The organism is Arthrobacter sp. 01N444 (assembly GCF_056399305.1).
The window spans coordinates 148,933-170,932 of the sequence record NZ_JBFTRB010000008.1 but is presented as its reverse complement, the minus strand read 5'-3'; the positions used below and the strand labels follow the sequence as shown (position 1 = coordinate 170,932).

The 22,000-nt window shown below is 69.0% G+C and carries 22 protein-coding genes; 13 read left to right on the top strand and 9 right to left on the bottom strand.

What is annotated here, in order from left to right:
* The 4 genes from AC1DKN_RS11920 to AC1DKN_RS11905 form a co-directional block, all read right to left on the bottom strand.
* Positions 1-770, bottom strand: a 770-nt coding sequence (locus AC1DKN_RS11920) for a DUF222 domain-containing protein (protein WP_476871353.1), incomplete at its 3' end; no start/stop codon positions are given.
* A 167-nt stretch (positions 771-937) separates the two neighbouring features.
* Complete coding sequence (locus AC1DKN_RS11915) at positions 938-1,240, bottom strand: hypothetical protein (protein ID WP_476848746.1); 303 nt, start codon at positions 1,238-1,240, stop codon at positions 938-940.
* A gap of 57 nt (positions 1,241-1,297) precedes the next feature.
* On the bottom strand, positions 1,298-1,522 hold the full coding sequence (locus AC1DKN_RS11910; protein ID WP_028278253.1) for a DUF3107 domain-containing protein: 225 nt from the start codon (positions 1,520-1,522) through the stop codon (positions 1,298-1,300).
* Positions 1,523-1,583: 61 nt separating this feature from the next.
* Positions 1,584-2,279: a TetR/AcrR family transcriptional regulator gene (locus AC1DKN_RS11905; protein WP_374208359.1), complete on the bottom strand. Its 696-nt coding sequence runs from the start codon at positions 2,277-2,279 to the stop codon at positions 1,584-1,586.
* Between the two features lie 108 nt (positions 2,280-2,387).
* On the opposite strand from AC1DKN_RS11905, the gene moeB reads away from it, so the two are divergent.
* Together moeB and AC1DKN_RS11895 are read left to right on the top strand one after the other, a co-directional pair.
* A complete protein-coding gene (gene moeB / locus AC1DKN_RS11900) occupies positions 2,388-3,611 on the top strand; it encodes a molybdopterin-synthase adenylyltransferase MoeB (RefSeq protein WP_476871352.1) in 1,224 nt (407 codons plus the stop codon).
* A gap of 85 nt (positions 3,612-3,696) precedes the next feature.
* A complete protein-coding gene (locus tag AC1DKN_RS11895; protein WP_476871351.1) occupies positions 3,697-4,782 on the top strand; it encodes an SDR family NAD(P)-dependent oxidoreductase in 1,086 nt (361 codons plus the stop codon).
* 38 nt (positions 4,783-4,820) lie between these two features.
* Here the strand turns inward: AC1DKN_RS11895 and AC1DKN_RS11890 are convergent, their stop codons facing one another.
* Positions 4,821-6,215 carry a glutamyl-tRNA reductase gene (locus AC1DKN_RS11890; RefSeq protein WP_476871350.1) on the bottom strand — a complete coding sequence of 465 codons (1,395 nt, stop codon included), beginning with the start codon at positions 6,213-6,215 and terminating at the stop codon, positions 4,821-4,823.
* Between the two features lie 170 nt (positions 6,216-6,385).
* Here AC1DKN_RS11890 and hemE point away from each other — a divergent pair, with 170 nt between their 5' ends.
* From hemE to hemL, 10 genes are all read left to right on the top strand, one after another.
* A complete protein-coding gene (hemE, locus tag AC1DKN_RS11885) occupies positions 6,386-7,543 on the top strand; it encodes a uroporphyrinogen decarboxylase (RefSeq protein WP_476871349.1) in 1,158 nt (385 codons plus the stop codon).
* Between the two features lie 4 nt (positions 7,544-7,547).
* On the top strand, positions 7,548-9,083 hold the full coding sequence (locus AC1DKN_RS11880) for a protoporphyrinogen/coproporphyrinogen oxidase (RefSeq protein WP_476871348.1): 1,536 nt from the start codon (positions 7,548-7,550) through the stop codon (positions 9,081-9,083).
* 277 nt (positions 9,084-9,360) lie between these two features.
* Positions 9,361-10,200 carry a hypothetical protein gene (locus AC1DKN_RS11875; protein WP_476871347.1) on the top strand — a complete coding sequence of 280 codons (840 nt, stop codon included), beginning with the start codon at positions 9,361-9,363 and terminating at the stop codon, positions 10,198-10,200.
* Between the two features lie 157 nt (positions 10,201-10,357).
* Entirely contained in the window at positions 10,358-11,104 is a 747-nt protein-coding gene (gene hemQ / locus AC1DKN_RS11870; protein ID WP_028277195.1) for a hydrogen peroxide-dependent heme synthase, read from the top strand.
* Positions 11,101-12,384, top strand: coding sequence for a ferrochelatase (locus AC1DKN_RS11865; RefSeq protein ID WP_476871346.1), 1,284 nt, complete (start codon positions 11,101-11,103; stop codon positions 12,382-12,384). The genes hemQ and AC1DKN_RS11865 overlap by 4 nt, the downstream gene beginning before the upstream one ends.
* Positions 12,381-13,379, top strand: a complete 999-nt coding sequence (gene hemC, locus AC1DKN_RS11860; RefSeq protein WP_230010623.1) for a hydroxymethylbilane synthase — start codon at positions 12,381-12,383, stop codon at positions 13,377-13,379. Before AC1DKN_RS11865 ends, hemC begins: the two co-directional genes overlap by 4 nt.
* Positions 13,380-13,398: 19 nt before the next feature.
* On the top strand, positions 13,399-14,367 hold the full coding sequence (locus tag AC1DKN_RS11855) for a uroporphyrinogen-III synthase (protein ID WP_476871345.1): 969 nt from the start codon (positions 13,399-13,401) through the stop codon (positions 14,365-14,367).
* A complete protein-coding gene (gene hemB, locus AC1DKN_RS11850; RefSeq protein WP_476871344.1) occupies positions 14,364-15,347 on the top strand; it encodes a porphobilinogen synthase in 984 nt (327 codons plus the stop codon). Before AC1DKN_RS11855 ends, hemB begins: the two co-directional genes overlap by 4 nt.
* Complete coding sequence (locus AC1DKN_RS11845) at positions 15,344-16,444, top strand: LLM class flavin-dependent oxidoreductase (protein ID WP_476871343.1); 1,101 nt, start codon at positions 15,344-15,346, stop codon at positions 16,442-16,444. The genes hemB and AC1DKN_RS11845 overlap by 4 nt, the downstream gene beginning before the upstream one ends.
* 45 nt (positions 16,445-16,489) lie before the next feature.
* Complete coding sequence (hemL, locus tag AC1DKN_RS11840; protein WP_476848756.1) at positions 16,490-17,821, top strand: glutamate-1-semialdehyde 2,1-aminomutase; 1,332 nt, start codon at positions 16,490-16,492, stop codon at positions 17,819-17,821.
* Between the two features lie 79 nt (positions 17,822-17,900).
* Here the strand turns inward: hemL and AC1DKN_RS11835 are convergent, their stop codons facing one another.
* The 4 genes from AC1DKN_RS11835 to AC1DKN_RS11820 form a co-directional block, all read right to left on the bottom strand.
* Positions 17,901-18,638: an amino acid ABC transporter ATP-binding protein gene (locus tag AC1DKN_RS11835; protein ID WP_028277189.1), complete on the bottom strand. Its 738-nt coding sequence runs from the start codon at positions 18,636-18,638 to the stop codon at positions 17,901-17,903.
* Positions 18,635-19,399 carry an amino acid ABC transporter permease gene (locus tag AC1DKN_RS11830; RefSeq protein WP_028277188.1) on the bottom strand — a complete coding sequence of 255 codons (765 nt, stop codon included), beginning with the start codon at positions 19,397-19,399 and terminating at the stop codon, positions 18,635-18,637. Before AC1DKN_RS11830 ends, AC1DKN_RS11835 begins: the two co-directional genes overlap by 4 nt.
* A 3-nt stretch (positions 19,400-19,402) precedes the next feature.
* The gene (locus AC1DKN_RS11825; RefSeq protein WP_223913927.1) at positions 19,403-20,338 is read right to left on the bottom strand and encodes an ABC transporter substrate-binding protein; all 936 of its coding nucleotides are present in this window, start codon (positions 20,336-20,338) and stop codon (positions 19,403-19,405) included.
* A 423-nt stretch (positions 20,339-20,761) separates the two neighbouring features.
* Positions 20,762-21,472 carry a 3'-5' exonuclease gene (locus tag AC1DKN_RS11820; RefSeq protein ID WP_028277186.1) on the bottom strand — a complete coding sequence of 237 codons (711 nt, stop codon included), beginning with the start codon at positions 21,470-21,472 and terminating at the stop codon, positions 20,762-20,764.
* Positions 21,473-21,582: 110 nt separating this feature from the next.
* Between AC1DKN_RS11820 and AC1DKN_RS11815 the strand changes: the two genes are divergently transcribed.
* A complete protein-coding gene (locus AC1DKN_RS11815) occupies positions 21,583-21,999 on the top strand; it encodes an MGMT family protein (protein ID WP_028277185.1) in 417 nt (138 codons plus the stop codon).
* Position 22,000 lies beyond the last annotated feature (1 nt).

Below are 22,000 nucleotides of genomic sequence, written 5' to 3'. Positions count from 1 at the left end.
CAGCTGTGCCGGACCCGGTCCAGGGCGAGCGTGACGAGGGTCGCGGCGCGGGAGGCGACCTCGCCGGCCGCGACGGCGGCTCCGAGCTCCGGGTGCACGGGCGGGATGGGCCGGCCGGCGAGTCCCTGCCGGGGCAGCAGCGTGTCGGCCAGCGCCAGCCGGCGCCTGGCCTCCGCGGCGCCGATCCGCAGCCGCGCCCGCAGGAACTCCACCGTGTTCCGGTACCCGTCATCCAGCACCGATTCCGGCACGGCCGGTTCCACCGTTCCGGGGCTTCCGGCGGGAGCCGCCGCAACGGACGTGCCGGAGGGAGCCAAGGACAAGGACGTGCCGGAGGGCTCCGCAGCAGCGGACGTGCCCGCGCGAGCCGAGGCCAAGGAGGCGCCGGCAGCTTCCGCGGTACCGGGTGCGCCGGTCTGCCACCCGCCGCCGCTCTCACGCCAGCCGGTGGTCCACCCGGTGACCGCCCCCGTGACCGCCCCCGTGGCCGTGGCGGCGGACTGCTTCCTGGTCCGGTCGACGGCGGCGGCCGCGACGAGCTGCAGATACTCCACCGCGCGGGAGACTTCCTCCACGCCGCCGGCGAAGTCCGACGCGGCCCGGAAGCCCCACGACCCCGCATCCTCCACCGCCGTCGAACCCACCGCCCGCAGCGCGGCCAGGGCGGCGTCCATACCGGATTGCCCGACCGGGGCTGCACCCCGCTCCGTGCCCTGCGCCTCGTCCCCGCAGGCGGTGAAATCCCTGATGAAATCCCTGACGGCTTCCATGGCCCGAGTCTATTTGAGGGCTCCGACAAAAGTGATGGGCACGGTTCCGCCTCGGAATGACTCCGGTACGGCGCACTCGGCCGAACCCCAAACGAACTGTGACCACGCACCCCGTTGGGTGCGTGGTCACAGTTGCGCGCCGAAAACAGCTGCGCGGGGCTAACGAACTAGAGCTTCAGGATGCCCGTGAGCCTCTCGGTGTCCTGCCGCGTCCGGGCCCTGCCGAGGTACACCACGGCCGCGATCGAGGCCGCAGTGCCCAGGACCATCGGCAGGATCCATGGGATCCAGGTCAGGCCCGGCTGGTAGCCGAATCCGGCCGCTATAAAGATGATCCAGCTGAGCATACCGACGGATGCAGCGACTCCCGCGGGGACGGCGACGCCGTACTTCTGGTGCCGCTTGTCGTTGGCCCACACCACGAAACCCGCAGCCACGGTCACCATGGCGACCACAATCAGGGAAAGCATTCAGGACACCTCACGATGTAGAAACTGCGATGAAGGACGGTGGTGGGAAGAACGGGGCTAGAGGGCACCGAAGCCGACGCGGCGGGCCTCTTCTGCGCCGATTTCCACGTAGCCCAGAACATTGGCGGGGACGATCACCAGGCGGCCTTTGTCGTCCGTCAGCCGCAGTTCGCTGCCCTTGGCGATCGCGTCGCCAACTACCTTGGCGACGGCTTCGGCATCCTGCGCCGATTCGAGGACAATTTCGCGGCCAATGTTTTGAATACCAATCTTTACTTCCACAGCAAGGCCTCCCAGCCAATCAACGTCCAAAAAATGTCTAAGGTCAATCTCTAGTTGTAGTCTAGGTCTCTTTGGGGAAGCGGGAGATTCCGCGCCAAGCTAAACGGTAGATGAGGTCACTGGCTACATCGAGATCCAGGTTCCCGTCCGTTTCCAGCCAATACCGTGCGCTCACGTGGGCCATGCCGGCGAGTCCGCGGCCCAGCAGCTGGGCCTCCAGCTCAGGCAGTTTGGTGTCCTCGGCGATGACGTGAGCGACGGCGTCGGCGAAGGTCTTGTTGAACGTTTCCAGCCGCGCGCTGACGTCGGGATCGTTAATCAGGTCCGACTCGAAGACGAGCCGGTGGGCCTGGTCGTCGTGCGCGATGAAGCGGAAGTAGGCGCGCATGACGGCCTGGACGCGCTCGTCATTGTCGGTGGTGGAGTTCAGGGCGCCAAGCAGGAGGTCGGTCAGCTTGCTGAGGTGGCTGTCCAGCAGAGCCAGGTAGAGGTCCCGCTTGGAGGGGAAGTGCTGGTACAACACCGGCTTGCTGACGTGGGCGGTCTCGGCGATCTCGTCCATGGCGGCACCGTGGTAGCCGTTCGCCACGAAAACTTCCTGCGCGGCCGCCAGCAGCTGAGCCCGGCGTTCGTCGCGGGGGAGGCGGGCCGAGCGTTGTCCGCTCCGGGGCTGCCCTGCCGTCGGCTTGCCGGACTCGTCCCGCTCCAACGGTGCCTGATGAACCACTGTCGGCCTTCTTTCCCTTATCCACCCCATTGCGCGCAATGGCAATCATTTGCATTTTGTACTGAACTACCTTGCACTCAATTACACCTTACGCGCGGGTAATATGACCTGGTGGTATCTTCGGGCATAGATTGAAGTATGGCTTCCAAGTTCACCGCCGCCGGTGCCCCCGCAACCCCCCAGACGAAGCTGGATCCGCAGCCCGGACCGCTGGTCGACCCGGCTGCGGACCTCAGGCCGGACGAGGTGGAACGCTACTCGCGGCACCTGATCATTCCGGAGATCGGCGCGATCGGCCAGCGACGCCTCAAGAACGCAAAAGTCCTGGTGATCGGTGCCGGTGGCCTCGGCTCCCCGGCCCTGCTCTATCTCGCCGCCGCGGGGGTCGGCACCCTTGGCATCGTCGATGACGACGACGTCGACCTCAGCAACCTCCAACGCCAGATCATCCATGGTGTCGAGGATGTGGGCCGGCCGAAAATCGAGTCCGCCCGCGACGCCATTAAGGCCCTGAACCCGCTCGTGGACGTCCGGCTGCACAACGTCCGGCTCGACGCGTCCAACGCACTGGAGCTCTTTGCCGGCTACGACCTGATCCTCGACGGCGCCGACAACTTTGCCACGCGCTACCTCGTCAACGACGCCGCCGCCATCCTCGGCAAGCCCTACATTTGGGGATCGATTTTCCGTTTCGACGGCCAGGTCAGCGTCTTTTGGGAACAGTTCGGGCCCACCTACCGGGACCTCTACCCGGAGGCACCCCCGCCCGGATCCGTGCCGTCCTGCGGCGAAGGCGGCGTGTTCGGCATGCTGTGCGCCGCCGTCGGAGCGCTGATGGTGACCGAGGCGGTCAAACTGATCACCGGCGTCGGCCGGTCCCTGCTGGGCCGGCTGGCGCTCTATGACGCTCTGGGCGGCACCTGGCGCGAGATCAAGGTGACCAAGGACCCGGCGGCAGCACGAATCACCGAACTCACCGATTACGAGGCCTTCTGCGGGATCACTCCAACGGCGGATGCCGGTACCGAGCACACCGTGACGGCGACCCAGCTCGCCACCATGCTGGCCTCCCGCAAGGCCGGCCTCAAAGACTTCCACCTCGTGGACGTGCGGGAGCAGGGAGAATACGAAATCGTCCGCATTGAGGGGTCGGAGCTGATCCCGCAAGGCCGCATCCTTGCCGGCGAGGCGTGGCAGGAACTGCCCCAGGATGCCGAAATTGTCTTCCACTGCAAGGCCGGAACACGATCGGCCGCCGTCCTGTCCGCAGCCCGCGCCGCCGGGTACGAGCGCGTCAGCCACCTTGAAGGCGGCATTCTCGCTTGGGTACGGGACGTGGAGCCCGGGAAACCGGTGTATTGAGCCGCGGCGGACCATATGGCCAGCAAGGCCGCGATACCGCACAACACGCTCCGCCGAGCGGCGCCCTAAAACGAAAGGCTTGGTCATGAGCGAAGAAAATACAGTGACGTCCCAGCGCAAGATTGGCTCCGGGTTCGGCCGGGATTCGACGGCGGCCGACGTCATTGCCGGCATCGACCTGACCGGGAAGACCGCTATTGTCACGGGCGGCTACTCGGGGCTGGGCCTGGAGACCGTGCGGGCGCTGGCCTCCGCCGGCGCCACCGTCGTGGTGCCGGCCCGGCGGCCCGAGCATGCCCGCGACGTCCTGGCCGCGGCGGGGCTGACGCCGGCAACGGCTGGCGGCGGCGTCAGCGTTGCCGAACTGGAAGTTGCCGAATTGGACCTGGCGGACCAGGACAGTGTGAAGGAGTTCGCCGCCGGCTTCCTGGCCGGCCCGGCGACCGGAACGGCACCAGGCGCGGCACCAGACGCGGCACTTGGCGCGGCGCCGGGCTCAGGCCGCAGCCTGGACATCCTCATCAACAACGCCGCCATCATGGCAAGTCCGGAGCAAAGGGTGGGACCCGGCTGGGAATCACAGTTCGCCACGAACCACCTGGGTCATTTTGCCTTGACCAACCTGCTGTGGCCGGCGCTTGCCGCGGCGCAGGGAGCCCGCGTGGTCTCGCTGTCCTCGACCGGCCACAAGCTCTCGGCCATTCGCTTCGATGACATCAATTTCGACGCCGGCTACGACAAATGGCGTGCCTACGGCCAGGCCAAGACGGCGAACGCGCTCTTCGCCGTCCAGCTCGATGCCCTGGGCCGGAACTTTGGCGTGCGCGCCTTCGCAGTACATCCCGGCGGGATCATGACGGAGCTGCAACGGCACCTGCCGCGGGAGGAGATGATCGCCGCGGGCTGGATGGACGAGCACGGCAAACTTGACCCGCGGTTCAAGACACCCGCGCAGGGCGCCGCCACCTCGGTCTGGGCCGCAACGGCGCCGGCGCTCGAAGGAATGGGCGGCGTCTACTGCGAGGACTGCGACATCGCCGAAGCCACGGTGCCGGGATCGCCCGAAGCCAGGATCAGGGGAGTGGACGCCCACGCCGTGGACCGGGAAGCGGCCACACGGCTGTGGCAGGTGTCGGCCGAAATGACCGGGATCAACGCTTTCCCCGGATAATCCAGGGATAAGCCGCGGTGCGGGGAGGCGCGGGGCAGCTACGCGGTTTCGCGGATGTCGCCCGCTGCGGGGCCGGGGTCGCCGGGGTTGTGGGCACCGGGGTTGTGGACAGCGGCGTTGTGGTCCACGGGGCACGCGGCCCCGGAACCGGCGGCACCTGCAACCGTTGCGCCGGCGGTGGGCTCCACCGTGATGCCGTACAGCGCCTCAAGACCGGCAATGTAGGCGTCCTGCTGTCCGTTGGAGGCCAGTTCGCGGGCCCGGACGGTGGGGACGTGGAGAAGCTGCTTCACCATGCGGCGCAGGGCAAATTCGACTTCTTCGGCGGCGGCCGTGCAGCCGTGCCGGGCCCGGACCTTTTCCATTTCCGCATCCAGGACGTTCATCGTGTGGCGGCGCAAGGCGACGATCGCCGAGTCGACGCTCCTGGCCTCGCGCTCCTGCTCGAAGGCGCTGGCCGCCCCGGCCACGATGCTGCTGGCCTGTTCGAGCGACTCGGCCTGTTCCTGCGGTGCGGCCAGCCGGACCGATTCCAGCGTCAGCAGTTCGACGCCGTCGAGGTCGCCGACGGCGGGGTCGAAGTCATGGGTCAAAGCGAGATCGATCGCGATCAGCGGCTGGGGCGAGTTCGCCCGGATCCGGGCGAGTTCGTCCGCTTCGACCCGGCTGTCGGAGCCGCTGCAGCCGATCATGACGTCGGCCCCGGCAACTGCGCCCGGAAGCGTGCCCTCGTTCAGTGCCGTGCCGCCCCGGGTAGCGACGAAGCCGGCGGCGCGGCCGGAGGAGGAATAGACAGAGACATCGGTGCAGCCACGTTCCCGCAGCAGGGACATGGTGGCACCGGCGTAGGCGCCGGTCCCGAAGACGACGGCTTTCTTGGCGGACCAGTCCGGGTTTTCCGACAGGTCAGTGGCGAGGTCCAGGGCCACGGAGACGATGGAGAGCCCGCGCGAACCCAATGCCGTCTGGGCGCCGACGTCCTTCGCGGTCTTGGACGCGGCCTGGAACAGCCTGACCAGGCCGGAGCTGGCGGTGCCCTCGTGCTGGGCCGTGATCAAGGCGCGGCGGACCTGCCCGGCAATTTCCCGTTCGCCCACCACAGCGGAGTCCAGACCGGAACTGACCGAGAAGAGGTGCTGGCTGACCTCGGCGCCGGTGCGGGTGCTGAAGGCGCGGGAGACGAGCTGATCGTTGAGTCCGCTGGCGCCGCTGATGTGGGTGATGAGGGCCGCCCGGGCGGCGGCGACGGCGTCCGGATGGGGGGCTTCGCCGTAGATTTCAAGGCGGTTGCAGGTGGCAAGGACAACGGCACCCGCCACGGCCGGCGATCCGGCGAGGGCGGATGTGGCGATCCCTGAAGCACCGGTGCTCAACTGAGCAACGGTTTCGAGGTCGATGTCGGCGTGTGTAGCCACCAATGAAAAAAGAACCACAGCATCACCATCATAGCTTTTTCGCGCCCGTGTAGAACAACTGTCCGGGCGTGGGCCCAGGCACCCTGGCCTGTGATTCCCGCCACGACGCGGCACTCGGGGCCGGTGTCAGAGCCGGCGTGACAGGCTGTCGTTATCTTTTGGGCACAAATTTGGGCACAATCGAAGTCATGACTCCAAGCGCTGCGGCACGTGCCGGCACGACCACATTCAGTACGTCCGACAACGGCGCAGCCGGCAATGCAGCCACAGACGGCGCCGCCCGCGGCCTCGATGCCAGCCACCCGCTGATGGACGGCCGCACCGCGGATTCGCCGCTGATCACCGCCTACCGCGGCGGCAAGCCCTCCCGCCGTCCCGTCTGGTTCATGCGCCAGGCCGGCCGCTCACTGCCCGAATATCTCAAGGTCCGTGAGGGCGTCGCGATGCTGGACTCGTGCCTGCGCCCCGAGCTCGCTTCCGAGATCACCCTGCAGCCGGTCCGCCGCCACGACGTCGATGCCGCCATCTTCTTCTCGGACATTGTCATCCCGCTCAAGCTGGCCGGCGTCGGAGTGGACATCGTGCCCGGCGTCGGACCCGTCCTGGACAAACCGGTCCGCACGGCCGCGGACGTTGCCGCCCTGCCGCAGCTGACCTGGGAGGCCTTGGAGCCCATCCGCGAAGCCGTCCGGCTCACGGTGGCCGAGCTCGGCAGCACCCCGCTGATCGGCTTCGCCGGTGCGCCCTTTACCCTCGCCGCGTACATGGTGGAAGGCAAGCCTTCCCGCGACCACCTCGGCCCGCGCACGATGATGCACGCCGACCCCGAAACCTGGACTGCCCTGGCCAACTGGGCCGCCGATGCCTCGGGGATGTTCCTCCGCGCACAGCTGGAAGCCGGCGCCTCCGCCGGCCAGCTCTTCGACTCCTGGGCCGGTTCGCTGGGACTGGCCGACTACCAGCGCTTCGTTGCGCCGGCGTCGTCCCGTGCCCTGGACCATGTCCGGCACCTGGGCGCACCCCTGATCCACTTCGGCACCGGCACCTCGGAACTGCTCGTCGCGATGCGCGACGTCGGCGTTGACGTCGTGGGGGTCGACTACCGGCTGCCGCTGGACGAAGCCAACCGCCGCCTCGGCGGCACCGTCCCGCTGCAGGGCAACATCGACCCGGCACTGCTTTCGGCACCGTGGGAAGTCCTCGAAGCCCACGTCCGAGAGGTGATCGCGGCCGGCTCCGCGGCGCCCGGGCACGTCCTGAACCTCGGCCACGGCGTGCCGCCGGAGACGGACCCTGAGGTGCTCACGCGCGTCGTCGAACTCATCCACTCCATCGCTCCGGAGTAGGGGCGTGGACGCAGGCGCCGCCGGGACTCCCGTGGAAGGTACCGCCGTCGTGATCGGGGGCGGGATTTCCGGACTGCTTGCGGCACGGGAATTCGCCCGGGCCGGGGTCCGCACCACCGTCCTGGAGGCCGGCGAGGCCTGGGGCGGCTGCGTCGGCAGCCATGTCGTGGCCGGACTGACCCTGGACAGCGGCGCGGAGTCTTTCGCCACCCGCACCGCCGCCGTAGCCGATCTCGCCGCGGAGCTGGGGCTGGCCGGCGAGATCGTTGCGCCGAATCCCGGCGGGGCCTGGGTCCAGTTGCCTGACGGCCCCCGGGAACTGCCTAGGACCGGTGTGCTGGGCATCCCGGCGAGCCCGTGGGACCCGGAAGTCCGCCGGTCGTTGGGCCTGCTGGGATCCCTCCGCGCCTCCGTCGACGCCGTGCTGCCGGCCTCGCTGGGCACCGCTGCCGGGGCAACGAGCGTGTCAGCCCTTGTCCGCCGGCGGATGGGCAGGCGGGTCCTGGACCGGCTCGTCGCACCGGTGGTCGGCGGCGTCCACTCGGCCGACCCTTCAGTGCTCGACGTCGACATGGTGGCCCCCGGTCTGCGGGCCGGCATCCGCCAGCACGGTTCCCTCGCCGCCGCCGTCGCGGCCCAGCGCAGGGGAGCGGCGGCCGCCACGGGCAGACCCCCCGGACCAGCCGGAACAGCCGGACCGTCCGGAACAGGCCAGGCCGGCGGGCTCCAGAAGGCCGGTTCCGCCGTCGCCGGGCTGCGCGGCGGCATGCACACCCTCGTCGCCGCCCTGCTGGCCGATCTGCGTCAGCGCGGAGTCACCCTGCTGCCCGGCACCGCGGCCCGGTCAGTGCGGCGCACAGCCGACGGCTGGCGCGTGGCCACGGACCAGGCCACTTTCGACGCCGGGCTCCTCGCGGTTGCGGTCGAGGGTCCCGCCGCCGTCGGGCTGCTTGAGGAGTCCGTGCCGGAACTTGCCGGCCACCGCCCCGATGCCGGACCCGACGTCAGCCTTGTCACGCTCGTGGTGGACCTCCCGGCCCTCGACGCGGCGCCACGCGGCACCGGCGTGCTTGTTGCGCCGCAGAGCCCGGGTGTGCAGGCCAAGGCGCTGACGCACGCCACCGCCAAATGGGCGTGGCTGGCGGAGCAGGCAGGCCCGGGACGGCATGTGCTCCGGCTCTCCTACGGGCGGAGTGCAGCTCCAGGGGCTGTTACTCCCCGGGCATTGCCCGAGCCCCGCGGCGGCGGACTGGCCGCGGCGCCGCGCTCCGACGATGAACTTTTCCGCGCAGCCCTGGCTGATGCGTCGGCCCTGCTGGCGGTGCCAGTCGGCGCCGGGGACGTGGCCGATTGGGACGTGGTCCGCTGGGCCGGCGCGCTGCCGTTTGCGTCCCTGGGCCACAGGCAGCGCGTCGCGGCCGTCCGGAGCGTCTGCGCCGCGGACGGCACGCTTGCCGTGGTGGGCGGCTGGCTGTCCGGCAATGGCCTGGCAGCGATCGTGGCCGACACCCCGCAGCAGGTCCGCGCCCTGTTGTCCTGAACGTTGTCCTCAACGTGGCTGCGCTGAACGTGGCTGCGCTGAATGTGGTTGCCTCAATGTGCCTGCGCTGAATTCGGTGACCCTGAATGTGGCTGTTCCGAACGAGGTTTCCGAGTCCCAAGCACACCTTCAGTCACAGGAATCACAGCGGTTCCAAAGGCACCCTGAACCCCTCCGGTCACGGCGGTTTCGTGCCGGAAATTCGCGGTACTTGCAAGTTTTTCCTGCTGGTCGATTCCGGCTAGGCTCGATGACCATGTTTATTTTCAGGTCCAAGGTGTCAACAACGAAGACCGGCCGCCATCGGGGCCTTCGAAGCGGCGCGGCGGCGGTCGCGCTCGGGGCCGTACTGGCTGGCACCGCCGGGGCTCCTGCCTCGCAGGCGGCCGCAGGGTTGTCCGCGGCGGCGTCCACCGCACCGTCCGCGAAGGGTTCGCTGACCCTCGGCCTCGGCGACGTGCTGGACAGCCTGCTGGGTTCCTCGACGACGCCGAGCCCCTCGCCGTCCGCCGGCTCGGGCGAGTCCTCCCCGTCGCAGCCGCCGCCGTCGCACGGCAGCAGCCCGGAACCCAGCGACCCCGAGCCCAGCGACCCGGAACCCAGCGACCCCGAGCCCAGCAATCCCGAACCCACGGCCCCGCGCACCAGCACTCCACCGGCGTCGAGCACCCCGCCCTCGAAGGTTGCGCCGCCCGGCGGGCCGCAGGACCCCGCCGCGCCGCCCGCCGCCCCGGCTCCGGGAGCTCCCGCCGCAGGCGGATCCGCCGGGTCTGCCCCCACCGGACAGGCCCCGGGCCGGCCGGCACCGGGCAGCGCGGCCGCCGACCCGGCCGCCGATCCACAGTCCGGCACCGCGGTGCCGGCCGCGGGCAACGGTGCCGGCGCGCAGGCGTCGGCCTCGACGTCGGCCACACCGCACCCGTCCCCAACGGGTTCAAACACAGCCGGCTGGACCCAGGCGCCGGCTCCGGCCAAGGGCCACTCCGGCAACTCCTCCCTCGAGGCAACCTCGACGTTGGAACCGGCCGGCCTGTCCCCGCTGGTCGGCTGGGGCATCGGCCTGGTGGCGCTCTCGCTCGGCGCCGGCGCCGTGGTCCTCCGGATGCGCCGGAGCTGACAGGACCCGCCTCCCGCGGATGCGCACCCTCCCGCAGACCCGCCTCCCGCGGACGCGCCCCCACCTCCCGTGCCCCGCATGTGAAATAAAGCACTTCTACGCGCTGTAGAAGTGCTTTTTTTCGACTTAGCTGGGGAGAGGAGGCAGACTGGTATGCATGAGCCACACTTCTGCCGAATCTGTCACTAAAACCGGAATGTCAGCCCCCGGAGAATCAGTCGCCGGGGCATCGGCGCCCGAAGATTCAACTGAGCAGTTCTTCACCCTTTGGACCGTATTCAAGCGGTCAGCGGACATCCTGCGCGGTGCCGATGCCGCTGAGGACTTCGAGGCCCTGATGAAAAGCCTCGCCGACGCCGGAGTTGTCCACCGCGGCAGCTACGACGTCTCGGCGATGCGGGCCGACGCGGACATTATGGTCTGGTTGCACGGTCCCCGGCCGGAAGCGCTGCAGCGGGCAGTGCGGGACATCCGGCGCAGCAAACTGTTCGCCGGCACCGAGATCGTCTGGTCCGCCATGGGCGTGCACCGGGAAGCCGAGTTCGCCAAGAACCACACCCCGGCGTTTTCCCGCGGCGTTGAACCGGCGGAATGGCTCTGCGTCTACCCCTTCGTCCGCTCCTACGAGTGGTACCTGCTCCCGGATGCCGAGCGCGGCGCCATGCTCCGCGACCACGGCATGCTGGGCCGCGATTTCCCCCAGGTCATCTCCAACACCGTCTCCTCGTTCGCCCTCGGCGACTGGGAATGGATCCTCGGACTGGAAGCCCCCGAGCTCGTGGACCTCGTGGACCTGATGCGCCACCTGCGCGCCACCGAAGCCCGGCACCACGTCCGCGAGGAAATCCCCTTCTACACCGGCCGCCGCGTCACCGCCGCCGAGATTGCCGAGGTCCTGGCATGAGCCCGCTCGATCCGCAGGAATCCGCCGCCCCGGTAACCGCCGTGAACACCGTCACCGAGGCCGGCCGGATGGCCCCCAAGGAGTACGACGCAGTGCTCCTCGCCTCCTTCGGCGGCCCCGAAGGCCAGGAGGACGTCATCCCGTTCCTCCGCAACGTCACCCGCGGCCGCGGCATCCCTGACGAACGGCTCGAAGAGGTCTCGCACCACTACCGCGCCAACGGCGGCATCAGCCCCATCAACGGACAGAACCGTCAGCTCAAGGCCGGCATCGAGGCCGAACTTGCAGCCCGCGGCATCGCGCTGCCGGTGTTCTGGGGCAACCGCAACTGGGATCCGTACATCCCGCAGACCCTGCAGGAGATGTACGACGCCGGCCACCGCAAGGTGCTCATGCTCACCACGAGCGCCTACTCCTGTTACTCCAGCTGCCGCCAGTACCGCGAGGACATCGGCATGGCGCTTACCGAAACCGGGCTCGACGGCAAGCTCGAGGTCGACAAGGTGCGCCAGTACTTCGACCACCCCGGGTTCGTGGAGCCCTTCATCGAGGGCACCGCCGCCGGCCTCGCCGACGTCCGTGCCCAGCTGGCCGCCGCCGGCACCCCGGACGCCCCCGTGCACATCCTGTTCGCGACGCACTCCATCCCGACCCGCGATGCCGAGGCCGCCGGCCGGTCCGAGGGCGAGCCGCGCACTTTTGAGGAAGACTCCGCCTACGCCGCACAGCACCTGGCCTCCGGCACCGAGATCATCCGCCGGGTGGAAGACGCGACCGGCCTGACCGCACCCTGGTCCCTCGTCTACCAGTCCCGCTCCGGCGCCCCGCACGTGCCGTGGCTCGAACCGGACATCAACGACGCCATCGAGGAGCTCGCAGGCCAGGGCGTCAAGGGCATCGTGATTGTGCCGCTGGGCTTTGTCAGCGACCACATGGAAGTGGTCTGGGATCTGGACACCGAGGCGCTTGAGACCTGCGCCCGGCTGGAACTGGCCGCAACCCGCGTCCCCACGCCCGGAACGCACCGCAAGTTTGTCGCCGGGCTTGTGGACCTCATCTGCGAGCGGACCGTCGCGAACAACATCGCCGAGCGGCCGCACCTGACCACGCTCGGCCCCTGGTACGACGTCTGCCGTCCCGGCTGCTGCGCTAACTTCCGCGGCGAAAAGCCCACCATCGCCGGAGCCGACACCACCGTCGGGACCGGACACGATCCCTACCCGGCCGCACCTGTGGCTTCGGGTTCGGCTGCTGCGGCGGCGGGCCAGGGAACCGCATGAGCGTCCGGATCGGCACGCGCGCCAGCAAACTCGCCCTGACCCAGACCCAGCAGACCGCGGACCAGCTGGCCGCCGTCGGCGGGTTCCCCGTGGAGCTGGTCCATATCCGGACCGACGGCGACGTCCTCAAAGGCTCGCTGTCCCAGATGGGCGGTACCGGCGTCTTCGTCGCCGCGCTCCGCGACGCCCTGTTGCAGGACGTCTGCGATATCGCCGTGCATTCGCTCAAGGACCTCCCGACCGGTCCGGCCCTCGGCCTGAGCCTCGCGGCCACACCCCAACGCGTCGACGTCCGGGACGTGCTGTGCGCCCGCGACGGGCTGAAGCTCGCCGACCTGCCGAGCGGCGCGAGCGTCGGCACCGGCTCCCCGCGCCGCGCGGCCCAGCTCCGCGCCGTGCGTCCGGACCTGGACATCCGCGACATCCGCGGGAACGTGGACACCCGGTTGGGACGCGTCCCCGGGCTGTCGGGCAACACGAACGACGCCGTCGTTGACGGCAAGTCAAACGACCTCGACGCCGTCGTGCTCGCAGCCGCCGGACTGCACCGGATCGGCCGGCTCGACGCGGTCAGCGAATACCTCGAGACGGACATCATGCTGCCGGCCGCCGGGCAGGGGGCCCTGGCGATCGAATGCCGCACCGCCGACGCTCCCCGCCGGGCCGGGTCCACGGAAGGCTCCCAGGGCGTGCTGGCGCAGGCCCTCGCGGCCCTCGATGATCCGGACACCCGGCTCGCCGTCACGGCCGAACGGGCTTTGCTGGCCCGGCTGGAGGCCGGATGCGCCGCCCCGGTGGGCGCCTACGCCTACCGCAAGGGCAGCATGCTGCACCTCGAGGCGGTGGTCTGCGCCGTCGACGGCACGGCAACCGTCCGCGACAAGAAAGCCACCGACGGCCTCACCGAGGTCGGGGCAACGCTGCTCGGGATCGAGCTGGCGGAAGTCCTGCTGGCCCGCGGCGCCGCGGACATCGCGGACCTGGCAGCTTCCTGAACCGCGGATCCACCACTTCATGGCACGGCACAGCGACCGCAACCACACGGGCGGCCCAACCGGCATGAGGGTGCCGGAGGGCGCCCGCGTGCTGGTTGCCCGCAGCCCGGACCGCGCGGGGGAACTCGTCACGGCCCTCCGCCGTGTCGGCGCCGAGCCGTTGCTGCTCCCGCTGATTGACTTTGAGCAGGCCAGCGACCAGCACTCCCTCGACGTCGCCTTCGACGCTCTCGGCGCCGGGGCCTACACGTGGCTCGTGATCAGCAGCGTGACCACAGTCCAGGCACTTGAGGCGAAAGCCGCGGAACGCGGCGCCTCCCTCAGCAGCTGGCTGCCCGGCAGCATCCTCGTGGCCACGATCGGCCCGGCGACCCGCCGTGAGCTGGAGTCCCGGGGCATCAGCGTCGACCTTGCACCCACGGGCCAGCAATCCGGCACAGGCCTGCTCGACATCTGGCCCGCGAACCAGGGCAGCGTGCTCCTGCCCCAGGCGGACATAGCGGACCCGCGGCTCCGCAAGGGCCTCGAGGCCCGCGGTGCGGCCGTCCAGGCCGTCACCGCGTACAACACCGTCGACTATCCTGCCGATCCGCGCCGGGCCCTGCCCGCATTCCCGCCGGCCCCGCCGCAAGCGACCTTGTCGCAGGGGATCAGTCCGGCCGGGCAGGACGCGCCGCCGCCCACCGTGCTCACCACGGCCGAGGCGAAAGCCGAAATCGTGGCCGGCCGGCTGCACGCCGTCGTCGCCGCCTCCCCGAGCGCCGCCCGCCGCATCCACGCGGACCTCGGCCCGCTGGGCACCTGCCGTTTCGTCGCCATCGGACGCTCGACGGCGGCCGAGGCGGCCTCCCTCGGACTCAGCGTCGACGCCGTCGCCGAAGAGCCGACGGCGTCCGGCCTGGTTGCCGCCGTCGTGCGGTCCCTTGACCACCAGCAGCCCCCACCGCCTCCGTCAGCCGTAGAGCCCTCAGCAAAGGACACCATATGAGCTTCCCGACCCACCGCCCCCGCCGGCTCCGCACCACCCCGGCCATGCGCCGGCTGACGGCCGAACACCGGCTCTCAGCCTCGGAGCTCATCCTGCCGGCCTTCATCCGCGAAGGCCTGAGTGAGCCCAACCCGATCGCCTCGATGCCCGGCGTGCAGCAGCACACCACCGATTCGCTCAGGCGTGCCGCGGCCGAGGCTGTCCAGCTGGGCGTCGGCGGCATCATGCTGTTCGGCGTCCCCGCCGTCCGGGACGCGCGCGGGACGGCGTCGCTGGACCCCGACGGCGTGCTGAACAAGGCCATCCGGGACGTCCGCGCCGAGGTCGGCGGCGACCTCGTGGTCATGAGCGACGTGTGCCTCGACGAATTCACCGACCACGGCCACTGCGGTGTCCTGGACGCCAACGGCTACGTCGACAACGATGCCACCCTGGAAATCTACGGCCAGATGGCGGTTGCCCAGGCCGACGCCGGCGCCCACGTCCTGGGCCCGTCGGGCATGATGGACGGCCAGGTCGCCGTGATCCGGCAGGCCCTCGAGGACGCCGGGCACGCCAACACCGCCATCGTGGCCTACGCCGCGAAATATGCCTCCGCGTTCTACGGCCCGTTCCGCGAGGCCGTCGACTCGCAGCTGACCGGCGACCGCCGCACCTACCAGATGGACGCCGCCAACCGCCGGGAGGCCATCCTCGAGGTGGACCTGGACCTGGCCGAAGGCGCCGACATGGTCATGGTGAAGCCTGCCATGAGCTACCTGGACATCCTCGCCGACGTCGCCGCCATGAGCCCGGTCCCCGTGGCTGCCTACCAGATTTCCGGCGAGTACTCGATGATCGAGGCCGCCGCCGCAAACGGCTGGATCGACCGCCGGGCCGCCATCACCGAGTCCGTCCTGGGCATCAAACGCGCCGGCGCCAACATGGTGCTGACCTACTGGGCGAGCGAGCTCGCCGGCTGGCTGAAGGAAACCCGATGAACACGGCCCCCGAATCCGCGGACGCCCCGCTCAAGTCCACACCCACCGCGCCGGTGGGGCCCAACCGCATCCTCCTGGGCCTGAACACGTTCGGCGACGTCGGGGTCTTCCCGGACGGCCATCCCGTCCCGCACGCCCAGGTGCTGCGCCAGCTCCTGGAACAGGCCGAACTCGCGGACCAGGTCGGCCTGCACGCCTTCGCGGTGGGGGAGCACCACCGCCGCGACTTCGCTGTCTCCGCCCCGGAGGTATTCCTGGCCGCGGCGGCTGCCCGGACCAAGAACATCCGGCTCGGCTCGGCCGTGACAGTGCTCAGCTCCGATGACCCGATACGGGTGTTCCAGCGCTTCGCCACCGTGGACGCCATCTCCGGCGGCCGGGCAGAGGTCATGCTGGGCCGCGGGTCCTTCATCGAGTCTTTCCCGCTGTTCGGCCTGGACCTGGCGGACTACGAGGTCCTCTTCGAGGAAAAGCTCGAGCTCTTCGACAAGGTCCGGGCGCAGAAACCGGTCCACTGGGAGGGACGCACCCGGCCGGCCATCAGCGGCCTGAGCGTCTATCCGCCGCTGGAACACCACCTTCTGCCGACGTGGATCGGCGTGGGCGGCACCCCCGAGTCGGTGCTGCGCTGTGCCGAGTACGGCTACCCGATCATCTTCGCGATCATCGGCGGCCAGCCGCGGTCGTTCGCGCCCCTCGCCAACCTCTACCGTGAGGCCATGGCCAAGTACGGGCACCCGATGCAGCAGATGGCCACGCATTCGCCCGGCCACGTTGCCGCCACGGATGAGGACGCCCGCGAGGAGTTCTTCCCGCACTGGCTACAGCAGCGGAACCGGATCGGGGCCGAACGCGGCTGGGGCCCCGCCAGCCGGGGCGAGTTCGACGCGATGTGTACGCCCGAGGGAGCCCTCTATGTCGGGTCGCCGGAAACCGTGGCCGCGAAGATTGCCCTGCTCAAAAAGAACCTGGGCGTGGACCGCTTTGACCTCAAGTACAGCAACGGCACCCTGCCGCACACGGCCATGATGCGCTCCATTGAGCTGTTCGGCACCGAAGTGGCGCCCCGCGTGGCCGCGTTGCTTAGCGCCAACTGAACTGGCCGCGAACAGACCTCGCCGCGAACTGAAAGAATAGAAACCATGACTTCCAGCATGCCTCGCAACGAGGAACTCTTTGACCGTGCCCGCCAGCTGATGCCGGGCGGCGTGAACTCGCCCGTGCGCGCCTTCGGCTCCGTGGGCGGGACGCCGCGGTTCATGGTGTCCGCCAAGGGTGCCTACCTGACCGACGCCGACGGTGCCGACTACGTCGACCTCGTCTGCTCCTGGGGCCCGGCGCTGCTGGGGCACGCCCACCCGGAGGTCCTGGCGGCCGTGCACGCCGCCGTCGACCGCGGTCTCTCCTTCGGTGCCTCCACGCCGGACGAGGCCAACCTTGCCGCAATCGTCAAGGAGCGCGTCCCGGCCGCCGAGCGCGTCCGGATGGTCTCCACCGGCACCGAGGCGACCATGACGGCCGTCCGGCTCGCCCGCGGCTTCACCGGCCGCAATCTGATCATCAAGTTCGCCGGCTGCTACCACGGCCACCTCGACGGCCTCCTCGCCGCCGCAGGCTCCGGCCTGGCGACCCTCGCGCTGCCCGGCTCGGCCGGGGTCACCGCCGCGACCGCCGCCGAGACGCTCGTGCTGCCCTACAACGACCTCGGCGCCGTCGAAGCCGCCTTCGCCAAGCACGGTGACAGCATTGCCGCCGTCATCACCGAAGCCGCTCCCGCCAACATGGGCGTGGTCGCCCCCGGCGACGGCTTCAACGCCGGCCTCTCCCGGATTACCCGCGAACACGGTGCCCTGCTGATCCTCGACGAGGTCCTGACCGGCTTCCGCACCGGCTACTCCGGCTACTGGGGCCTCACCGGCGGCGCCGCCGGTGCCGCCCAGCCGTGGACCCCGGACCTGCTGACATTTGGGAAGGTGATTGGCGGCGGCATGCCGACGGCGGCTCTCGCCGGACGCGCGGAGGTCATGGACTACCTGGCGCCGCTGGGCCCGGTCTACCAGGCCGGGACTCTGAGCGGTAACCCGGTGGCCATGGCCGCCGGGGTCGCGACCCTCACGCACGCCACCCCCGAGGTCTATTCGTTCGTGGATGCCCGCTCGCTGGAACTCTCCGCGGCGCTGTCCTCCGCACTCGATGCGGCCGGCGTGGACCACTCCATCCAGCGCGCAGGCAACCTGTTCTCCGTGGCCTTCGGCACGGGCGCCCGGGGTGTCCACAACTACGAGGACGCCCAGGGCCAGGAAGTGTACCGCTACGCCCCGTTCTTCCACTCCATGCTGGACTCCGGCGTCTACCTGCCGCCGTCGGTCTTCGAGGCCTGGTTCCTCTCCGCCGCGCACGACGACGCCGCGATGAACCGGATCTTCGACGCACTGCCAGCCGCGGCGAAGGCGGCGGCCGGCGCCAAGCCGTAGCCTCAGCCCTTAAATGACTGATGGCACCCGCCACTGCGGGTGCCATCAGTCATTTAAGCTGCCGTGACGCTGGAGCGAACTACAGAACGTCCGCGAGGAACCCCTGCAGCCGCTCGGTCCGCGGGCTGGTAAAGATCTGTTCCGGGGGACCGGACTCGACGACGACGCCGGCGTCCATGAACGTCACGGTGTCCGAGACATTGCGGGAGAAGCCCATCTCGTGGGTCACCACCACCATGGTCATGCCGCCCTTGGCGAGGTCGGCCATCAGCGCCAGCACACCCTTGACGAGCTCGGGGTCGAGGGCGGAGGTGGCCTCATCGAAGAACATCACCTCCGGCTTCATGGCCAGGGCGCGGGCAATGGCGACACGCTGCTGCTGGCCGCCGGAGAGGTTGGCAGGACGCGCGTCGGCCTTGTGTTTGAGCCCCACCAGGTCGAGCTGCTCGAGTGCCTCGGCCCGGGCCTGCTCCGCCGGCAGCTTGCGCAGCTTCCGCAGCGCCAGCGAGACGTTGTCCACCACGGTCTTGTGCGGGAACAGGTTGAACTGCTGGAACACCATGCCGATCCGCTGGCGCAGCTCGTCCGGGTTGTCCTTCAGGACCGAGCGGCCATCGAGCAGGATGTCGCCCTGGTCCGGTTCGATCAGACGGTTCATGACACGCAGCAGCGTCGATTTTCCTGAGCCGGAGGGCCCGATCACCGAGGCAGTGGTGCCCTTCTCGACATGAAGGTCGATGCCGCGGAGGACATGGTTCGTGCCGAAGGACAAGTGCAGGTTCTTGCCGGTCAGCGAGCCGGAGGCGAATTCGCTCATGGCTGTGCTCCCTTCCCGATCAAGGCCGCGGCGTCGTCAGGCTGACGCTTCTCCGGACGGCCGGTGCGCAGACGCTTGTCGATGTAGTTGACCAAGTGGGTGAGCGGAACGGTCAGGATGAGGTACATGAACGCGGCGGCAACCAGTGGCGAGAGGTTTCCCGTATTGGCGGCGGCGTCGTTACCGATCCGGAAGATCTCGCGCTGGCTGGCGATCAGGCCCAGCAGATAGATCAGGGACGAGTCCTTGATCAGCGCGATGAACTGGTTGACCAGGGCCGGGAGCACGCGCCGGACGCCCTGTGGAATCACCACGAGGCGCATAGACGAGCCATAGCTGAAGCCCAGGGCCCGGGACGCCTCCAGCTGGCCCTTTTCCACGCTCTGGATGCCCGAGCGGAAGATCTCGCCGATGTAGGCCGCCGCCATGAGCGTCAGGGCGAAGATGGCCAGCGGGAACGGGTTCGTGGATCCGGTCGCTACCCGGACTATGGGTCCGAGCCCGAGGCCGATGAGGAGGATGATGACAATAGCCGGAACGCCGCGGAAGATGTCCGTGTAGATCCGGGAGAGCCACCGCAGCGGCGTCAGGCGGGACGTGCCCATGACGGCCAGGACCATGCCCAGGATGCACCCGAGCACGCCCGAGGAAACCGCCAGGATCAGGGTGTTGGGCAGGCCGAACATAATCATGTTCGGCAGGACGGCTGCCATCGCCTCCCAGTCAAAGAAGGTCTTTACGAGTTGATCGAGTGCATCCATGGACTAGGACTTCGGAACGGTGACAGCCTTGGAGCCCGGGGACCACGTGGCCGGGGTCTCGCGGTCCGGGTACCATTCCTTGGTCAGCTTGGACCAGGTGCCGTCGGCAATCACGGCGTCGAGGCCGGAGTTCAGCGCGTCGATGAGCGGCTGGTTTTCCTTGTTCACGGCGTACGCGGTGAAGTTCTGGGTGTTTACAACCGACTCGGCGATGACCGTGCCGTCGCCTTCCTTGACCTGGCCGGTAGCCTGCTGGGACGGAGCGACCCAGGCGTCGACCTGGCCGTTCTTCAAGTTGGCGTACGCGGTGTTGTAGTCCTCGAAGCGGACGGGCTCGATCTGGAGGGTGTTGGTGACGTAGTCATCCTGCACCGTGCCCTGGACCACGGCGATGCGGGTGTCCTTGGTCAGGTCCTTGAACCCCTTGATGTTGGAGTCCTTCTTGGCGACCACGGCCATGTAGCCGAAGTCGTAACCGTTGGTGAAACCCACGGTCTTGCGGCGCGCGTCAGTGGTGGAGATCGAGGAGGACCCGAGGTCGAACTGCTTGTTCTGAACCTGGGCGAGCAGCGAGGCGAAGCCGGTCGCCTTGAACTCCACCTTGAGGCCCAGCTTGTCCGCAATGGCGCGCAGGAGCTCGTTGTCGTAGCCGGTGAACTTGCCCGACTTGTCGATGTAGATGTTCGGCGGGGCGTCCGAAAGGGTGCCCACAGTCAGGGTTCCGTCGCTGATCAGGCCGAGCTTGGACTTGTCAATCTGGTCCAGGGGAGTGACGTCCTTGGTCGTGTATTTGTCCAGGGACTTCTGGTCGCTGCCCTGGAGGGCATCCGTCGGTGACGCCGTTGACTGGGCCGAACCGCCGCCGCAGGCTGCAAGGGAAACCGCCACGGCGATGGCCACGGGAACGGTGGTCAGCCACTTCAAGGCTTTGCTTTTCATCACGCAATCACTTTCGTCTGAAATTCAGTGGGTCGCGGGAGGCTCATCGGGCCCCCGGCCGCTGGCTTGGGCGCCGGGTGGAGCAGACACGCCGCGAAAGATAATTGTGTCATCCGACGTGGGCGCCCATTCAATCCGAACAAATCAGAGATGATGTGTGCGTTCTGCGAACTATCTTCAGGATCGCGTGTGATCGGCGCTGATCCTGATAGTGCTGGCGGGGTGGCGCGGAATCATCGGCGCCGGAGCGGGCGGCAAGTGGAAGCCCCGGGCCGTGTGACCTCCGTCGCAATCACTGGATTTGCGCGCAGCGGGGGACTAGTCAAGCCGTTCCGCCGGCGAACGTTTCGTTTTAAGAAGTGCTCCCGCGCCGGGGCCCAGCGTCCGGAATCCCGGCGTTTGGAGTCCCGGCGTCCGGAAATCCTAGAAGTCGCCCCGGCTGGCGTCCTCGGGAGGCAGGACGGGCCAGTCGCCTTCGATCACGGCGGCCGGCTTCGTCTTGCGCAGGTAGCTTTGGAAGTCCGCGGCCTGGGCAGAGGCCCATTCGACCTGGAGCTGGTGCAGGTTGCCCGCCGGCATCCTGAGCTTGGGGAATTTTCCGGCCATGGCATCGAGCATCCGAAGGGTTGCCAGGGCATCGGCCGCGGAGGTATGCGCGTTGTCCAGATTGACGCCGTACTCCTCGCACAAGGCGGTGAGCGTGCGCTTGCCCTTGCGGTAGCGGTCCACCTGTTTGTTCATGACGTACGGATCCAGCACGGGGAAGCGGCTCAACTGAGGGACGCCGTAGCGGGCAGACTCGGCGGCGAGCACCGTGAAGTCGTAGCTGGCGTTGAAGGCGATGACCGGCACACCCGTGTCGAAAAGCTCCTGGAGCACGGCGGCGACCTCCCGCGTCACTTCCGCGGCGGGGCGGCCTTCGCTGCGGGCCTTCTCGGTGGTGACGCCGTGGATGTCGCTGGCCTCGGTGGGAATCTCAACCCCGGGGTCCGCGAGCCACTCGTGTTCCTGGACAATCCCGCCGTCGGAGTCCACCACGGTGATGGATGCTGTGACAATCCGCGCCGCGCGGGAGTTCCGCCCGGTGGTTTCGAGGTCGAAGGCTGCGCGGGGGAGGGTGTTCCAAGTGCTCATGCTTCAACGCTACCTGCTGCCACTGACAGTTCCTGACCGGGGTGGCGGCGTGCCGCCTCCGCCTGCCGTCCCGGCGCTGTTCCGGAGTCCGGAACGGCTAGGCTGGACCGATGCGGACGGAGTATGTGGAGGCGGTGCTGGAGCTCGTGGCGTTGATCCCGGCCGGCACGGCGGTGGCCTACGGCGACGTTGCGGAACTCCTCGGCGCCGGCGGCCCGCGCCAGGTCGGATCGGTCATGAGCCACTATGGCAGCAGCGTGCCCTGGTGGCGTGTCCTGAAATCCAGCGGAGACGCCCCGCCCGGCCTGGAGCACGAGGCATTGGGCCTTTATCTGCAGGAGGGGACGCCGCTTCTGGGCCGCTACGAGGACTTCCGCCGGACCGGCGAGGGGCGCTGGCGTGTTGACCTGGCCTCCGGCCGGTGGGCGCCCACCGACGCCGATTTCGACCGGATCGATGCCATCGCGGAGCGGCTCGAGCGGGAGTCGCATAAATTGTCGGTACCCGATGATGAAATGACTGTGTGAG

Excerpts from the sequence above, each read along its gene's own strand:
- AC1DKN_RS11915 (WP_476848746.1), bottom strand. The coding sequence starts at position 1,240 with ATGCTTTCCCTGATTGTGGTCGCCATGGTGACCGTGGCTGCGGGTTTC.
- AC1DKN_RS11815 (WP_028277185.1), top strand. The coding sequence starts at position 21,583 with ATGCGGACGGAGTATGTGGAGGCGGTGCTGGAGCTCGTGGCGTTGATC.
- AC1DKN_RS11895 (WP_476871351.1), top strand. The coding sequence starts at position 3,697 with ATGAGCGAAGAAAATACAGTGACGTCCCAGCGCAAGATTGGCTCCGGG.
- hemE (WP_476871349.1), top strand. The coding sequence starts at position 6,386 with ATGACTCCAAGCGCTGCGGCACGTGCCGGCACGACCACATTCAGTACG.
- hemC (WP_230010623.1), top strand. The coding sequence starts at position 12,381 with ATGAGCGTCCGGATCGGCACGCGCGCCAGCAAACTCGCCCTGACCCAG.
- AC1DKN_RS11865 (WP_476871346.1), top strand. The coding sequence starts at position 11,101 with ATGAGCCCGCTCGATCCGCAGGAATCCGCCGCCCCGGTAACCGCCGTG.
- AC1DKN_RS11905 (WP_374208359.1), bottom strand. The coding sequence starts at position 2,279 with ATGGGGTGGATAAGGGAAAGAAGGCCGACAGTGGTTCATCAGGCACCG.
- AC1DKN_RS11825 (WP_223913927.1), bottom strand. The coding sequence starts at position 20,338 with ATGAAAAGCAAAGCCTTGAAGTGGCTGACCACCGTTCCCGTGGCCATC.
- AC1DKN_RS11855 (WP_476871345.1), top strand. The coding sequence starts at position 13,399 with ATGGCACGGCACAGCGACCGCAACCACACGGGCGGCCCAACCGGCATG.
- hemL (WP_476848756.1), top strand. The coding sequence starts at position 16,490 with ATGACTTCCAGCATGCCTCGCAACGAGGAACTCTTTGACCGTGCCCGC.
- hemQ (WP_028277195.1), top strand. The coding sequence starts at position 10,358 with ATGAGCCACACTTCTGCCGAATCTGTCACTAAAACCGGAATGTCAGCC.
- hemB (WP_476871344.1), top strand. The coding sequence starts at position 14,364 with ATGAGCTTCCCGACCCACCGCCCCCGCCGGCTCCGCACCACCCCGGCC.
- AC1DKN_RS11845 (WP_476871343.1), top strand. The coding sequence starts at position 15,344 with ATGAACACGGCCCCCGAATCCGCGGACGCCCCGCTCAAGTCCACACCC.
- AC1DKN_RS11835 (WP_028277189.1), bottom strand. The coding sequence starts at position 18,638 with ATGAGCGAATTCGCCTCCGGCTCGCTGACCGGCAAGAACCTGCACTTG.
- AC1DKN_RS11830 (WP_028277188.1), bottom strand. The coding sequence starts at position 19,399 with ATGGATGCACTCGATCAACTCGTAAAGACCTTCTTTGACTGGGAGGCG.
- AC1DKN_RS11820 (WP_028277186.1), bottom strand. The coding sequence starts at position 21,472 with ATGAGCACTTGGAACACCCTCCCCCGCGCAGCCTTCGACCTCGAAACC.
- moeB (WP_476871352.1), top strand. The coding sequence starts at position 2,388 with ATGGCTTCCAAGTTCACCGCCGCCGGTGCCCCCGCAACCCCCCAGACG.